Annotated in this window: 16 protein-coding genes; 9 read left to right on the forward strand and 7 right to left on the reverse strand. The window is 31.6% G+C overall.

Annotated features, from left to right (window positions below; genetic code table 11):
* Positions 1-37: 37 nt before the first annotated feature.
* Entirely contained in the window at positions 38-2,740 is a 2,703-nt protein-coding gene (locus ACQY6M_RS02670; protein ID WP_428740268.1) for a TonB-dependent receptor, read from the reverse strand.
* 182 nt (positions 2,741-2,922) lie between these two features.
* Here ACQY6M_RS02670 and ychF point away from each other — a divergent pair, with 182 nt between their 5' ends.
* Positions 2,923-4,014, forward strand: a complete 1,092-nt coding sequence (gene ychF, locus ACQY6M_RS02675; protein WP_428744907.1) for a redox-regulated ATPase YchF — start codon at positions 2,923-2,925, stop codon at positions 4,012-4,014.
* Between the two features lie 80 nt (positions 4,015-4,094).
* Positions 4,095-4,766 carry a DUF2461 domain-containing protein gene (locus tag ACQY6M_RS02680; protein ID WP_428740270.1) on the forward strand — a complete coding sequence of 224 codons (672 nt, stop codon included), beginning with the start codon at positions 4,095-4,097 and terminating at the stop codon, positions 4,764-4,766.
* Between the two features lie 44 nt (positions 4,767-4,810).
* On the opposite strand, the gene ACQY6M_RS02685 is transcribed toward ACQY6M_RS02680, so the two are convergent.
* Genes ACQY6M_RS02685 through ACQY6M_RS02695 form a run of 3 tightly spaced genes read right to left on the reverse strand, consistent with a single transcriptional unit; the run spans position 4,811 to position 7,596 of the window.
* Positions 4,811-5,560: an SDR family NAD(P)-dependent oxidoreductase gene (locus ACQY6M_RS02685; RefSeq protein WP_428740271.1), complete on the reverse strand. Its 750-nt coding sequence runs from the start codon at positions 5,558-5,560 to the stop codon at positions 4,811-4,813.
* Between the two features lie 53 nt (positions 5,561-5,613).
* A complete protein-coding gene (locus tag ACQY6M_RS02690; RefSeq protein WP_428740272.1) occupies positions 5,614-6,189 on the reverse strand; it encodes a TetR/AcrR family transcriptional regulator in 576 nt (191 codons plus the stop codon).
* Between the two features lie 60 nt (positions 6,190-6,249).
* Positions 6,250-7,596 (reverse strand): MATE family efflux transporter, encoded by a 1,347-nt coding sequence (locus ACQY6M_RS02695; RefSeq protein ID WP_428740273.1) that lies wholly within the window; start codon positions 7,594-7,596, stop codon positions 6,250-6,252.
* Positions 7,597-7,685: 89 nt separating this feature from the next.
* Here ACQY6M_RS02695 and ACQY6M_RS02700 point away from each other — a divergent pair, with 89 nt between their 5' ends.
* From ACQY6M_RS02700 to ACQY6M_RS02715, 4 genes are read left to right on the forward strand one after another with little or no spacing between them, the layout of a single operon-like run.
* Positions 7,686-8,072: an acyl-CoA thioesterase gene (locus ACQY6M_RS02700; protein ID WP_428740274.1), complete on the forward strand. Its 387-nt coding sequence runs from the start codon at positions 7,686-7,688 to the stop codon at positions 8,070-8,072.
* Between the two features lie 36 nt (positions 8,073-8,108).
* Positions 8,109-9,227, forward strand: coding sequence for a DEAD/DEAH box helicase (locus tag ACQY6M_RS02705; RefSeq protein WP_428740275.1), 1,119 nt, complete (start codon positions 8,109-8,111; stop codon positions 9,225-9,227).
* A 1-nt stretch (position 9,228) separates the two neighbouring features.
* A complete protein-coding gene (locus ACQY6M_RS02710) occupies positions 9,229-9,849 on the forward strand; it encodes a trimeric intracellular cation channel family protein (RefSeq protein WP_428740276.1) in 621 nt (206 codons plus the stop codon).
* Positions 9,850-9,858: 9 nt separating this feature from the next.
* Complete coding sequence (locus ACQY6M_RS02715; RefSeq protein ID WP_428740277.1) at positions 9,859-10,320, forward strand: MaoC family dehydratase; 462 nt, start codon at positions 9,859-9,861, stop codon at positions 10,318-10,320.
* Between the two features lie 55 nt (positions 10,321-10,375).
* Here ACQY6M_RS02715 and ACQY6M_RS02720 read toward each other — a convergent pair whose 3' ends face one another.
* Entirely contained in the window at positions 10,376-10,807 is a 432-nt protein-coding gene (locus ACQY6M_RS02720) for a hypothetical protein (protein WP_428740278.1), read from the reverse strand.
* Positions 10,808-11,088: 281 nt separating this feature from the next.
* Positions 11,089-12,300, reverse strand: a complete 1,212-nt coding sequence (locus ACQY6M_RS02725; RefSeq protein ID WP_428740279.1) for an RsmB/NOP family class I SAM-dependent RNA methyltransferase — start codon at positions 12,298-12,300, stop codon at positions 11,089-11,091.
* 88 nt (positions 12,301-12,388) lie between these two features.
* Between ACQY6M_RS02725 and ACQY6M_RS02730 the strand changes: the two genes are divergently transcribed.
* Together ACQY6M_RS02730 and recG are read left to right on the forward strand one after the other, a co-directional pair.
* A complete protein-coding gene (locus ACQY6M_RS02730; RefSeq protein ID WP_428740280.1) occupies positions 12,389-13,183 on the forward strand; it encodes an SH3 domain-containing protein in 795 nt (264 codons plus the stop codon).
* A 22-nt stretch (positions 13,184-13,205) separates the two neighbouring features.
* Positions 13,206-15,317, forward strand: a complete 2,112-nt coding sequence (recG, locus tag ACQY6M_RS02735) for an ATP-dependent DNA helicase RecG (RefSeq protein ID WP_428740281.1) — start codon at positions 13,206-13,208, stop codon at positions 15,315-15,317.
* A 55-nt stretch (positions 15,318-15,372) separates the two neighbouring features.
* On the opposite strand, the gene ACQY6M_RS02740 is transcribed toward recG, so the two are convergent.
* Positions 15,373-15,972, reverse strand: a complete 600-nt coding sequence (locus tag ACQY6M_RS02740) for a nitroreductase family protein (protein WP_428740282.1) — start codon at positions 15,970-15,972, stop codon at positions 15,373-15,375.
* Between the two features lie 87 nt (positions 15,973-16,059).
* Between ACQY6M_RS02740 and ACQY6M_RS02745 the strand changes: the two genes are divergently transcribed.
* Positions 16,060-16,422, forward strand: coding sequence for a winged helix-turn-helix transcriptional regulator (locus ACQY6M_RS02745; RefSeq protein WP_428740283.1), 363 nt, complete (start codon positions 16,060-16,062; stop codon positions 16,420-16,422).
* Positions 16,423-16,424: the final 2 nt, after the last annotated feature.

Genomic DNA, 16,424 nt, shown 5'->3' on the forward strand with positions numbered 1-16,424 from the left:
TTCTCGGGATTTCTTGTTTTCTATAAAAAATTAATTTTTAAAGTTTAAATCCTAAACGTGTAAAGAAATAAGCTCCGTCTGATCCCATTTGTACAGAATCTGCTAATCCACCTTGATCTGTCCATCCATCAAATTGTGGAGTAGGGTACACATTAAAAATATTATTACCTCCAAGTGTAAAAGTAATTTTATCCGTAAAGGCATAACTTAAGCTTAAATCAGTTGTAATTTTACTTTTGTAGGTATCTGTAGCAACAGCATATAACGCATCAGCTTCTGCTTGAGTAGTAGCTGGTGCATCTACCCATTGAAAATCTTGTAATTGAACTTCACTAAATTTTGTCAAGTTTAAAGAAACATCAAACTTTTTGTAACCATACCCTAAGTTTAAACCAAATTTATGATCTGGAGCAGCAGCTTTTAAATAAGCTTCGGAAAAAGGACTAAAGAATGTAAATCTATTTAAGTTACCATTTTTAATCTTTTCTATTTTAGTATCATTAAAGTTACCTACCAAACCTACATTAACTCTATGGTCTTCAAACGTTTTTTTATAGTTTAAAACAATATCTAATCCTTGGGTTTTTGTATCAACTCCATTTGCAAAAAACTGTGCTGCATCAACTCCTAAATTTAAACCTGAAGCATCAAAATTATCAGTTAAAATAATACGATCATCAACTGTAATAGAATATGCATCTATTGTAGCAGTAAATCCTCCTATTTTATATGTAAATCCTAAACTAGCATTGAATGCTGTTTCTTCTTTTAATTGCTCTATACCAAAAGCTCTAGTTACGGTACTATTATTAGCCGATAACAATGAAGGAAGTGATTCTCCATTTACAATATTGGTAAACTTTAAATTATAATATAATTGAGCTAATGATGGAGCCCTAAATCCAGAAGAAACGGAACCTCTTAAGGTTAAATTATCACTTGCTTTAAACCTTGAAGCTAACTTAAAATTAAAAGTGCTTCCAAAATCACTATAATCTTCAAAACGAAGAGCCGCACTTACTAAAAATTTCTCAGTAAAGTTAAATTCAGAATCAAAATAGATACCAACATTACTTCTTGAACGATCTACTTCATTGTCTGGACCATACCCAGGAAATCCTTGAGAACCTCCTGGTAATTCTTCTCCATTGCTATCTATAGCTACTGGTTGAACAGCAGGATTTATCATTAAAACTCCATTATCATCATATAATCCGTATGAAGCTTCTTCACCAGCAAAAATGATAAAGTTTTCCGTTCTATACTCTAAACCAAAGGCTAAGTTAACACCACTCATTAAGTCTTCTAAATATTTAGTAAAATCTAACCCTGTGGTGTTTTGTGACAAACTATGCCCCCCTGCATTAAAATCAGTAGGAGAAGCATCTTTCAATGATGCATTATTTGAATCTTTTATAAAATAATGAAACTTATTTTCTCCATATGTATTATTAAAATCAACCTCCCAACCATTTTCTAACTTATGTTTTATCCCTGCAGAAACTGAAATATCTGTAATATTAGAGGTTATCCTTGGTGTAAATCCATTAGGATGTAAGCTTGGAACACTTCGATTATCAGAATTATCAGGGTCACCATCTACGTATGGATCTCTTGAAAAAGCATAAGCATCAGTATCTCTATAATTTCTTCCTCCAAAAGCATATACTTCTGTATTATCATTGATAGGTAAGCTAGCGTTTACCATAAAGTTGAATCCATCTATAGCAGCACTACCATATCCTTTTCGCCAAGAAAATCCAGGTCTTAAAGTTCTCTCTTTTGATAGTAATTCAGTAGTAAAGTTTACAAAACCACCTTTATCATTCAATTTTGCGCCATAATTTAAGTCTAATTTAAAAGTACCTCCGTCAAAACTCTTATCTTCTCCATCTAACCTGTTTTTTCCTTCAACATTGTATAATGTTTCTCCTGTTGCTTCAGCCCATCCACTACCTATCGAAGTACTATAAGCTCCATAACCTAAACTTCCTGAAACACCATCCGTATTATCTTTTAAAACAATATTGATAACTCCAGCAATAGCATCAGAACCATATTGAGCAGAAGCCCCATCTCTTAAAACTTCTATTCTTTTGATAGCAGCAGAAGGAATCGCATTTAAATCTGTTCCAGAATTACCACGCCCGCGAGTACCAAAGATATTGACTAACGATGATTGATGGCGTCTTTTACCATTAATAAGCACTAATGTTTGATCTGGACCTAAACCACGTAACGAAGCAGGTACTATATGATCCGCACCATCTGAACCTGATTGCTTAGTTGCATTAAATGAAGGAGCTGCATATTGTAAAATATCATTCACTTCTACTTTTCCATTTTTAGTAGCTAAATCTCCAACATCAATTACGTCAACTGGTACAGGTGTATCTATTGCAGTTCTTCTAGCATTTCTAGATCCTACAATAACTACTTCTTCTAACTGTAAACCTTCCTTTAAAATAATATTAAAATTACTTTTTCCAGCTATTTGAACTTCTTGCGTTTCAAAACCTGAAAAACTTATAATTAATATCCCATTAGGATCAGCATTTAAAGAAAACTCACCATTTAAATCAGTAGAAGTACCATTCGTTGTTCCTTTCACTAAAATATTAGCACCTGGCAAAGGCTCATTATTTACATCTTTCACTGTTCCTTTTATTTGCATTTGAGCATTTATTACTTGTAATCCAAGAAATAAAAAGCAAATGATAAAGAGTTTCTGTTTCATCATAAGAAAAGTTTTTTTAATTATTACCCTCTAAAAGTAATCAAAAACAACAATTAACTTAAAAAAATGTTAATTTTTTTAATCTTACATAAAATAATTAACTAATTAATGAGTAATAATTAAATAGCGTAATTAGAAATCAAAGCACTATATTTGCACTCGCAAAATTTCAATAAAAACTTAGAATGAAAGCTGGAATTGTAGGATTACCTAACGTAGGAAAATCAACTTTATTTAACTGTTTATCAAACGCAAAAGCACAAAGTGCGAATTTTCCGTTTTGTACCATAGAACCAAATTTAGGAGTAGTAAACGTACCTGATACTCGTTTAGAGAAATTAGAAGAGTTAGTAAACCCTGAAAGAGTATTGCCTGCAACCGTAGAGATTGTAGATATTGCTGGATTGGTAAAAGGAGCTAGTAAAGGTGAAGGTTTAGGAAACCAATTCTTAGCTAACATTCGTGAAACTGATGCTATTTTACATGTATTACGTTGTTTTGACAATGATAATATTGTACACGTTGATGGATCTGTAAATCCTATCCGTGATAAAGAAACAATTGATATTGAGCTTCAATTAAAAGATTTAGAAACAGTTCAAAAACGTTTAGAACGTGTAAAAAGAACTGCTAAAACTGGTAACAAAGAAGCTCAAGTTGAATTAGAGATTTTATTAAAGGTAGAAACAACTTTGTTGGAAGGAAAATCTATTCGTTCTATTGAATTTACTGAAAAAGAAGAAGAATTTGTAAAACCTTTACAGTTTATTACAGCTAAACCTGTATTATATGTTTGTAATGTTGATGAAGGTTCAGCTGTTTCTGGAAATGCATATGTAGATACAGTTAAAGAAGCTGTAGCTAACGAGAATGCAGAAGTTATTGTTTTAGCTGTAGGTACAGAAGCAGATATTACAGAATTAGAAGACTATGAAGAGCGTCAAATGTTCTTAGCTGATATAGGGTTAGAAGAAGCTGGAGTTTCTCGTTTAATCCGCTCAGCATACAAATTGTTAAACTTACAAACCTATTTTACAGCTGGTGTTAAAGAAGTAAGAGCTTGGACGATTCCAATTGGAGCTACAGCTCCACAAGCAGCTGGAGTAATTCATACCGATTTTGAAAAAGGGTTTATCCGTGCAGAAACTATTGGATATGACGATTTTGTAACATATGGTAGTGAAGCTAAAGTTAAAGAAGCTGGAAAAATGAGAGTAGAAGGGAAGGAGTATATAGTTAAAGATGGTGATGTAATGCACTTTAGATTTAACGTATAAACTAACCTAAATATAAAATACAAACTCCACTAGATGATAGTGGAGTTTTTTTGTACCTTAGAATTTTAAATTCGCTAAAAATGCAAATAGATAAACAAACATTTCAATTTTTAAAAGACTTAAAAGAAAATAATAATCGTGATTGGTTTACTGAGCATAAAAAAGACTTCACCAAGGCTCAAAACAATGTAAAAGAGGTGTACAAAACCATTCAAGAAAACCTGAATAAACACGATGAAGTTGATAAGCATAAATTGTTTAGAATTTATAGAGATGTTCGTTTTTCAAAAGATAAAACTCCTTATAAAACACATTTTGGTGGTTCTTTTAATCGAAAAAAACCTGAATTAAGAGGTGGTTATTATTTACATATTTGTCCTGGAGATAGCTTTTTAGCTGGTGGTTTTTGGGAACCTAATAAAGAAGATTTACTTCGTATTCGTAAAGAATTTGAAATGGATGCTTCTGAAATTAGAGAAATTTTACAAGAGAAAAACTATACACAGCATTTTGGTGGTAAGCTCGAAGGTGATGAACTAAAAACAGCCCCAAAAGGATTTGATAAGGAGCACCCAGATATCGATTTGATTCGTAAAAAAGGATATATCGCTATTCAACATTTTTCTGATGAAGAGGTACAAGCTCCAGAATTTTTAACAAGAGTTGATGATGCCTTTAAAGCACTACGACCTTTCTTCGATTATATGAGTGATGTACTAACCACCAATTTAAATGGAGAATCAATATTATAAAGTAAAAAGGCTGAGACATAATCTCAGCCTTTTTATTTAAAGAGTTATATTTGACTTAAACCACCATCAACTTCTAATTCAACACCATTAATAAATGAAGCATCTTCTGAAGCTAAAAACAATGCTGTTCTTGCGATTTCATCAGAAGTTCCAAATCTACCTAAAGGTACTTGAGTAGCAAAACCTTTCCCCATTTCTTCAACAACATCTTGCGGCAATCCCATTTTTCCATAAATAGGTGTTTCTATTGGTCCAGGAGCTATAGAGTTTACTCGTATACCTCTTGATTTTATTTCAGAAGTAAGTACTCTAGCATAAGCTCTTAAAGCTCCTTTACTTGCAGAATATACAGCTAAACCATCAAAACCTTTTTGATGTACAATTGAGTTGGTAAATAGTATAACTCCATTGTCGTTAATATATGGTAAAGCCTCTTTTGTAGCCAATATTGGTCCTTTAACATTAATATCAAAGACTTCATTATAATGATCAATAGTAATATCTGTTGTTGGAGAAACAGGAGCAACACCTGCGTTTAGAAATAAGATATCTATGCTTCCATATTTTTCAACAGCTTTTTGAATTAACAATACATTATCCTCTTCTTTAGATACGTCAGCTACAACAGTGATAAAATCACCTGTTAAATCTTTAGTCGCTTCTTTTAAAGCATTTTCTCTTCTTCCTGCTAACACTACTTTAGCTCCATTTTTTAAAAATAGTTTGGCTGTAGCTAAACCAATTCCGCTATTAGCACCTGTTATTATTGCTACTTTTTTTTCTAATTTACTCATTATTCATTTGTTTTTTTATTTGAAACAATCGTTTCAAATAGAGTTAAAAAAAATTAATCTAACATAGAAAGTGTTGTTTTTACAATGCTTTCTAAATGATTATAATCGTTCATTACAATACCAGAAATACTCAAACCTTGTAGAGAATTAACTAAATATAAGGCATATTCATACGAAGACTTATTGGTGTTAATAGAACCTTCATGTTGTCCTTTTTCAACAAGATCTTGGAATAATTGAATCATGTTATTATGATTATTATTTAAAAACCCTTTAATAATGGGCTCCTGATTGGCCATTTCAGAAGTGCAATTATTAATAAGGCACCCTACATTGTTTGTTATATTACTTCTAACATTTAATAAAAAAATTGCTTCAATTGCTTTGATTGGAGTTTTTGCAGTCTTCGTTATTTCATCAAAATTACATTTAAATGCAGACTGATAATTTTTTAAGCATTCCATATAAAGGTCTAACTTACTACCAAAAGAGTTATATATACTAGACCGGTTTAAGCCGGTAGCATCTACTAAATCTTGCATAGAAGTTAAACTGTAACTTTTCTGATGAAAAACTTCAGTAGCCTGCTTTATAACAGTTTCTTTATTAAATGTTTCAGTTTTTGGCATTTATTTGAAATGAACGTTTCAAAGGTATCTATTTTTTTACAAAGAGGAAAAAAAGAAGTGTTAATTTTTAGTTTGCAAATTTAATTGAATCTCTTTCTTTAAAAAGAAGTAGGTTACCAATGTAGATAAAACATCAGCTATTGGGAAAGACATCCATACACCATTTACACCATAAAACTTAGGCAGAACATATACTAAAGGAATTAAAAAGATTCCTTGTTTTAAAAGTGTTAATAATAATGCAGGTAAGGCTTTTCCTGCTGCTTGAAAATATGCTGAACCTATTAACTGTGTTGTAATTACAGGCGTTGCTAAAAAAGCAATGATTAAAGCGTTTGGAGTAAGATTTAACAGTTCTTTATCCTCTGTAAATACATGCACTAATTCATCAGGGAATAGCATAATTAATATAAAAATAAGCGTTGCAATTACAGTACCAAATAAAATAGATATTTTAATGGTTTCTTTGACTCTTTTAGAATCATTAGCTCCGTAATTATACCCTGCAATAGGCAAAAATCCTTGAGTAACTCCTAAAACAGGAAATAAAGCAAACATCATAACCCTATTAATGATGCCATAAATGGCAATCGATACTTCACCTCCATACTTAAAAAGTGTGTAATTTAAAACAATTACCAAAACACTTATGGTTCCTTGTCTTACAACTGTTACTCCTCCTAAAGAAAAAATCTCCTTTAAAATTGAATGATTAAATTTAAAATATTTAGGAACTATTTTTAATTCAGTATTTTTTGAAAAGAAGAACCACAAAATAAATAATCCGCTAACAGCATACGAAATAGAAGTAGCTAATCCTGCACCAAACATTCCAAGGTTCATGAATTTTATAAAAACAACATCTAGAAAAATATTAGCGATAGCAGGCAAAATCATGGTAAACATTGCATAGTTCGGTTTTCCTACAGCTCTAATAACTGGATTTCCCATCATGGCAAAGGCTAAAAAAGGAACTCCCCAAACAATTACATGAAAATATTCAGTAGCAGGAGCAATGATATCTCCATTAGCTCCAAAAAGTTGTAAAATAGGCAAACAGAAGAAAGTTCCCAACAGTACAAATAAAACAGACAATCCAATAGTAAGCGAAATTTGATTCCCAAAAACCTCAAACGCTTTATCTTCTTTTTGAGCACCTAAAGCTCGTGATATAATAGAACTTCCTCCAATTCCCACACCCATCCCGATTGATGAAATTAAAAAAGCAATGGGTAATACAACAGTAATGGCTGCAATAGCTAGTACACCAATCCATCTTCCTACAAAAATAGTATCAACTATCATGTTTATTGACATTACTAAAATACCTATAGAAGCAGGAATGGCTTGCTTTAAGAGAAGTTGACTAATATTTTTAGTACCTAAGTCGTTAGCGATTCTATTCATGCTGACTAAATTAACACGAATTATCTATCAAAATTAAAAACTAGGTTAGATTTAAGTAATAATTAACATCAATCCTTTAAGTTTGTTACATGAATTTATTTGAACAAAAGCATATTGTAACTTCTGACGAAATAGACGAATATAACCATGTAAATAATGTAGTTTACGTACAATGGATGCAAAATATCTCAGATGCTCACTGGAAAGAACTATCAAAAAATGTAACAAATCTCGATTATGTTTGGTTTGTTATTCGTCATGAAGTTGATTACAAAAATCAAGCAGTATTAGGCGATGAAATTACCTTAAGAACTTGGGTAGGTAAAACAGAAGGAATAAAATCAGTACGTCATTTTGAAATGTATAGAGGTGAAACGCTGTTGGTAAAATCTCAAACAACTTTTTGTTTACTAGATGCTACTACGAAAAAACCTAGAAGAATTACGAAAGAAGTAACAAACTTATTACTACCGTAAAAAGAAACAATATCTTTGCACCTATAAATTTACACAATGACAACATTTACCACATTAGGAGTACGAAAAGAGTATGTGAAAGGATTGAAAGAGTTAGGAATAACAACTCCTACTGAAGTACAAGAGGAAACCATCCCATATTTACTTGAAAACAATTCAGATTTTATAGGTTTAGCACAAACAGGAACAGGTAAAACTGCTGCCTACGGATTACCTATTCTACATAAAATAGACACTTCAAAAGACACAATTCAAGCCTTAATATTAGCTCCTACGAGAGAATTAGCGCAACAAATAAAAAAACAACTATTTAAATTTACCAAATATGTAGATGATAGAATTTTTATTGAAGCAGTTTTTGGAGGAGAAAAAATTGATCGTCAAATCAATAACTTAAAAAGAACAACCCATATTGTTGTTGCCACACCAGGACGCTTGATTGATTTGATAGAAAGAGGAGACGTCAACTTAAAAAATATCAAAACGTTAGTACTTGATGAGGCTGATGAAATGTTAAGTATGGGGTTTAAACTAGAGTTAAACCGTATTTTAAAGTATACCTCTGGTACTCGTAAAACATGGTTGTTTTCTGCTACTATGCCTGACGAGATAAGAAGTATTATAAAAAAATACATGAATACATCAACAAAACAGGTTGAAGTAAATAAAAACTCTTTGGTGAATGCTAATATTACACATCAATTTGTACAAACAACCATTCAAGAAAAAAAAGACCTTATTGTTTCCTTTTTAGAAAAAAGACAAGCTGAAAGAGGTATTATTTTTACGAGAACCAAAGCTGGCGCTCAAAAATTAACAAAAGAACTTAAAGAAGAAGGATTTTCAGTAGAAGCTCTAGAAGGTGACATGCAACAAAAAGAACGTGATAAAGTAATGCGTGCCTTTAAAAATGAAAGTCTTCAAGTATTAGTTTCTACAGATGTAGCTGCACGAGGAATAGACGTTCAAAACTTAAGTTTTGTATTGCATCATCAAATACCAGAAAAGTTAGAATACTACACACACCGAAGTGGTAGAACTGCAAGAGCTGGTAAAAGAGGGGTTTCTTTAGCCTTGATTCTTCAAAACGAAAGAAATCGTATTACAGAAATAGAAAAAGAATTGCAAATACAATTTTCAGAAATATCAATATAAAATGAGTATAATTTACGCCATAGACATCGCAGGTACCTTTGCCTTTGCTATTAGTGGTGCATTGGTCGCTATTCGTAAAAAATTTGATGTTTTTGGAGTTCTTATTATTGCTTTTGTTACTGCTGTAGGTGGTGGTATGACACGTGATGTGCTCATCAATGCACATCCTATAAATTGGATTGGTGATATCAATTATATTTGGACGATACTTACTGCAGTAGTAGCCACTTTTTTATTTAGAAGCAAAATAGCTCCTTTGAGAAAAACCATGTTTTTATTCGATACTATTGGTATTAGTGTATTTACCTTACTTGGTGTTCAAAAAGGGCTCAATTTTGATTTACATCCGTTTGTAGCACTTGTTATGGGGATGTCTTCTGCTGTTATGGGGGGAGTAATTAGAGATGTATTAACTAATGAAATCCCACTGATTTTCCATAGAGAAATTTATGCTTCTGCTTGTTTAGCAGGGGGAGTAGTATACTTACTTTTAAATCCTCTTCAAATGAATGAGGATTTGCAGTTCATCATATCTGCTTCTATTATTGTTGTAATAAGAACAATTGCTGTACAGTATAAATTAGAGCTCCCTAGAGTTAAAAAAGATATTTTTGGTAAATAACTTACAACTATGGAAAAGCTAGTATTATCAAATTTAAATGAGCTAAAAAAATTAGAAGGAAAACAGTTACCAGTAGGAGAGTGGTATATTGTAACACAACAAATGATTAATGATTTTGCAAATGCTACTCATGACAAACAATGGATTCATGTTGATGAGGAAAAAGCTGCTAAATATTCTCCTACAAAAACAACAATAGCGCATGGATTTATGTCTGTTTCTATGCTTTCTGAGTTGATTTCAAACTTATTTGAAATTAAAAGCGTGAAAATGGCGTTAAATTATGGATTGAACAAGGTACGTTTCCCTAATTCAGTTCCTGTAAATAGTAAATTACGTTTGGTAAGTTCTCTTAAACAAATAGAAGACTTTCAAAATGGAAAAAAACTAACTTTTGACTGTGTTATTGAAATAAAAGGGCAAGAAAAACCCGCTTGTGTTGCTGAGTTTATTTTTGTGCTATTTGAATAAAAAAATGCTGCTTTGAAAAAAGCAGCATATATATAATTTTATTATTTCTTCAAAATTACAATAACCAACCTTTTTCTGTTGACCTCTTTGAATACAACAATAAAAAAACGCCTATGATTATTACCATTATAGGCATCACTATTCCTCCAGGTCCGTAAACTTCAGCAGCCCTACTCATAAATAAGTTATAAGACATCTGAACAATAATGGCTATCAAAGAAAGAAGAAATGCAGTTTTTGCTACTTTTTTTCTCATTAATAAAAAGATACTTCCTAGTAAACCACCAAATACAGCAACGGCAAAGGCTGCAGTAACCCAAGCAGGTATGTTTTCGTATAATGCCCTTTCGGCTTCTGGTAATGCTGCTCTCATGTCATCGGTCATGTACGCTAGAGTTAAGTATTGCATAACTCCTAGTCCATTCCAAATTAAGGCTGCAACACCGATAATCCAAAAAAGTGTTGTGGGTTTGTCTGAGTTTGTCATAAAATTTGTTTTTAAGTTAGTTATAGTTAAATGTAGTTATAAATAACACAAAAACAAAATAGACTGTAAATCAGTACTTAACAAAAATCCTTTGTTTATGTCTCTTAAAATAATGTTAAAGCTTATTTACAGGCGTAACGATTTAAAAAAAACATCGTCTTATATACATATAATTACTTAACAAGTAATGTTTAGGTGATTAGTTAGTTTTTAATAGTTGATTGAAAAAGAAGGCTCGAGATATCTCTCGAGCCTTCTTTATTTTTTTGTTTCTATTAAAACTATTTTCTTTCTAAAAGTGCCATATAAAATCCGTCATAACCAGAGGTATGTGCTAACACTTTTTCATCTTTAACAAAGGTAAAATCTTTACCAGCATCAGAAGCTAAAAAGAATTGCACTTGTTGTTGATTTTCAGAAGGTAATACTGAACAAGTAGCATATACTAACTTTCCGCCTGGTTTCACCATTTTAGAATACTGTTGTAACACTTCTTGTTGTGTACCACGAATTTGATCTAAAAATTCAGGTTGCAATTTCCATTTACTATCAGGATTTCTACGAATAACCCCTAAACCAGAACAAGGAGCATCTATTAAAACTCTGTCTGCTTTACCTTGTAGCTTTTTAATTACTTTAGTAGAATCAATCACACGAGTATCAATATTGTGAACGCCATTTCTTCGAGCACGAACTTTAAGCTTTTTTAATTTACTCTCGTAAATATCCATCGCTATGATTTGCCCCTTATTTTTCATTAATGAAGCTATATGTAACGTTTTACCGCCAGCACCAGCACAAGTATCTACCACTTTCATTCCAGGTTCAATATCTAAATAAGCAGCTACTAATTGTGAAGAAGCATCTTGTACTTCAAAAAAGCCTTTTTTAAAGGCTTCTGTTTTAAATACATTTGCGCGCTCAACCAGTTTTAAAGCATCATCATATCCTTTGATAAATTCTGTTTCAATTCCTTCAGAAGCTAACATCTTTTGAAGCTTTTCCTTCGTAATGTTTAAAGTATTTGTACGTAAAATAACTTCTGCTTGTTTGTTTAAAGCCGCTATTTCTTTCGTCCAAACTTCTTCTCCTAATTCTTCAACACCAACTTCATCTATCCAATCAGGTATAGACTCTCTAAATTTTCTTATTTTTAGTAATTCATCAAACTTTCCTTTAATTCTTCTTGAAGGAGTAGGTTCTATCTGATTCCAATCTGGTAATTGAATTCCTTTTAATACACACCAAACAGCAAACAGTCTCCATAGATCTGGACGAGAATAAGGAGTTTTTACATTTGCTATTTCAGCATATAATCGTTTCCAACGAACAATATCATAAATTGTTTCAGCTACAAATTTTCTATCACGTGCTCCCCAGCGTTTATCTCTTTTTAATGCTTGCTCAACCGCCTTATCTGCATACACATCTTCATTAAAAATATCGCGTAGGCTATCTATAACCGCAAAAACTAAATTTCTATGTAATCTCATTTGATGAATTTAAGTGTGCAAAGATAGTTGATTTTAATGGCTTTTTGTATTTTCGTTAAGAGTAAAAAGAGCTAATCAAAAGTTATAAATGAAATTATTTAAATTAATACTTCTTTTATCTTTAAAAAGTATTTTATGTGCTACTGCACAAGAAGTTTACATTGAACCTTTAAAAGAGTTTACTCCAAACCAAAAGGTCTATTTATTTGGAGATGATGTAAAATTGAGAAAAGAACCCACTACCGATTCAGAAGTAATTTCTCTATTAAAAATAGCTTCAGAAGTAATTATACTAGAAAAATCTCCTGAAAAACAGTTATACAATGGGTTTATACATAACTGGTATAAAGTGAAACATAAAAATGAAGAAGGATATGTACTTGGTGGTTTATTAGCACTTGATTCAAAAAAAATAGCAGAATCTACATACTTGGTTGCTCTAAAAAAAGAAAAAAACGATACATATATTTCAGTAAGAGTAGTGAACGGAGATAATGATTATATTGAAAATAACTCAAAACTAAAAACCACTATTTTCACCATTAAAGCTTATGATAATAAAGGGGTTGACGCTATTAAAAACATGATTTATATAGATTATATAGCTGAAGCTTGTGGAGTTGAAGGAGGTGGCTATTATTTATTTAACAATGGTACTTCATTAGTAAAATCAATTGAACTGTCTAGTATATCAGAAGCAGGTTTATTTTGGTTTAAAGAAGATGTAGTTTTTCCTTCTGACCAAGGAGGACAAAAAGGAAAAATAATCTTAAAAAGAGAGGGAGGAGAAATAATAGATGAAGAAAGTAATCATACAAAAGTAACACTAGAGACAAAAGAATTTTGTTGGGAAGGAGCACAGTTAACTTTTAACGTCAAATAACCCCTATTACTAAAGTTTTTTCATGAATTTAAACCAGCCTGTAACATATATCAAAGGTGTTAGTGTAGCAAGAGCAGAATTGTTATATACCGAATTAGGTATTAAAACCTGTAGAGATTTGTTGCATTTATTTCCTTTTAGATATATTGATAAAACACAGTTTTATACCATCAATCAATTACAGCAAAATTCTGCTGAAGTTCAAATTGTGGGAAAAATTACAGGTGTAAAAACCGTAAAACAAAAGAGAGGAAGTCGATTAGTGGCTGTTTTTTCTGATAATACGGGATCTATGGAATTAGTGTGGTTTAAAGGTGTAAAATGGATTAAAGACAGCTTAAAAATAGATACTCCGTATGTAATTTATGGAAAGTTAAATTGGTACAACGGTACTCCTAATATGCCGCATCCAGAAATGGAAACAGTTAAGGAGTACAAAAGTAAATTACAGATGGCTATGCAACCTGTGTATCCATCTACTGAAAAACTGAGCACAAAAGGAATCAGTAACAAAGTAATTCGCGGCATGATTCAAAATTTGTTTCAGCAAGCATATGGTAGTATTGAAGAAACTTTTCCGCAGTATTTTATAGAAGAACAACAGGTTTTAGGAAAAAAAGAATCGCTATTAAATATTCATTTTCCTAAAAATCAAGAATTATTAGCCAAGGCACAATATCGATTGAAATTTGAGGAATTGTTTTTTATTCAACTCCAATTATTACAAAAAAAACTCATCCGAAAATCAAAACTAAAAGGGTTTGTTTTTGAACATGTAGGTGAGGAGTTTACCAATTTTTACAACAATTATTTACCCTTTGATTTAACCAATGCACAAAAACGTGTATTGAAAGAAATTCGTAAAGATGTAGGTTCTGGAGCTCATATGAATCGTTTATTACAAGGTGATGTAGGTTCTGGAAAAACGATTGTGGCTTTATTAACGATGTTGTTAGCAATCGATAATGGTCACCAAGCTACTATTATGGCTCCTACAGAAATTTTAGCTATACAACATTACAATGGGATTGTTGACTTATTAAAAAGCACAGATATTCAAGTAGAACTACTTACAGGTTCAACCAAGACAAAAAAGCGTAGAGAAATTCACGAAAGTCTAGAAGATGGTTCTTTACATATCTTGATAGGTACTCACGCTATTTTAGAAGATAAAGTACAGTTTAACAATCTTGGAATTGCAATTATTGATGAACAACATCGTTTTGGAGTGGCTCAACGAAGAAAGTTATGGCAAAAGAGCTCATCTGATGGTAGAGCCATTCCTCCACATATTTTAGTAATGACAGCAACACCTATTCCAAGAACTTTAGCTATGTCTGTATATGGTGATTTGGATATTTCTGTTATTGATGAATTACCCCCTGGACGTAAAAAAATAAAAACTGTACATCGTTACGATAGCAATCGTTTAGCTGTTTTTAAGTTTCTAAAAGACGAAATAGCTAAAGGTAGACAAGCTTATGTGGTATATCCTTTAATTCAAGAATCTGAAGCGATGGATTATAAGGATTTAATGGACGGATATGAGAGTATCTCACGAGAATTTCCTTCTCCTAAATACCAAATAAGTATTGTTCATGGACAAATGAAACCTGCTGACAAAGATTACGAAATGGATCGTTTTGCTAAAGGAGATACTCAAATTATGGTAGCAACTACTGTAATAGAAGTAGGAGTGAACGTACCTAATGCTTCTGTAATGGTTATTGAAAGTGCTGAGCGTTTTGGATTGAGTCAATTGCATCAGTTACGAGGTAGGGTAGGACGTGGAGCTGAACAAAGTTACTGTATTTTATTATCGAGTTATAAATTATCTTCCGATGGAAAAACTCGTTTACAAACCATGGTAGAAACTACGGATGGATTTAAAATTGCTGAAGTAGATTTAAAACTACGTGGTCCTGGAAATATTATGGGAACTCAACAAAGTGGAGTATTAAACCTTAAGATTGCTGATGTTGTAAAAGATAGCTCTATACTACATAAAGCACGACAAATTGCTATAAACTTGCTACAGGAAGACCCTAATTTATCTAAACCTGAAAATGCTAGTTTGCTTAATGTTTATGAAAAACTTCGTAAAACAAGTGGTATATGGAGTAATATAAGCTAAATTAAAACAATAACGATTTAATTGTATATAAACTAAACCGTTATTGTTTGTCTTACTAAATAGCTTTAACAACCTCATTAGCCTCAATTCTCGATTTCGCTTTTTTACTTGGTTGATTAAAATCTTCTTCATCTCTATAACCTATAGCCACAGCTACTATAGTTGCATAATCTTTTTGATTAAGGATTTTATCATAATTTTCTGGCTCAATTCCTTCCATTGGTGTAGAATCTATACCCATTTCTGCACATGCACTTAAAAACACTCCCAAAGCTAAATATACCTGTCTATCAAACCACGCCTTAATTTCTGTTTCAGATTTTGGTTTTATAAACTCTTTATAGTAATTAACAGCCCCCTCTGGTAATCCTTTTTCTATTTGTTTTTCAAACAAAGAAATATCATTTATTCTACTAAATACTACAACTGTATCACTTTCCAATACCTTACTGGTATTCAACCAAGAAACTTCTGATAACTCTTTTTTTGTTTCTTCATCAGATACAAAAGTAAATCTCCAAGGTTGACTGTTAATTGACGAAGGACTTAAACGAAGTATTTCTTTTAAATCTTCAATCTTTTCTTCGCTAATTTTTTTTGAATTGTCATACTTCTTCGTAGTGTAACGTTTGTTCATTAATTCTTTAAAACTCATATTTTCTTTTTTACTATAAAAATTATAGTTGCAAAATTAAGTATAGTAAAATATCTTTGCAATAACGGTTAAAAAGGATAGTATAAAATGCAAGTAGAACACCAACATAGTGAACTTTTATTTAAAGGTAAAAAATACCCTTGTTGCACTAGTTTAACAATGGGAGTTATAGGAGGGAAGTGGAAAACTGTAATTCTTTACCACTTAATAGAGGGTAAACAACGATATAACGAATTAAGAAAATCTATGCCTGCTGTTACTGAAAGAACTTTAAGCTTGCAATTAAAAAAGCTTGAAGAAGATGGTATTATAAGTAGGAAAGTATACACTCATAAACCACCTTTAAAAGTAGAATATAAATTAACGGAATTAGGTGAAACTCTAATTCCGTTAATCCAGTCTATTGCCAATTGGGGAGATTATGCTGTTAAAAATTATGCTAAACCCTAATT

This window comes from Tenacibaculum sp., assembly GCF_050290165.1.
GTDB lineage: Bacteria > Bacteroidota > Bacteroidia > Flavobacteriales > Flavobacteriaceae > Polaribacter.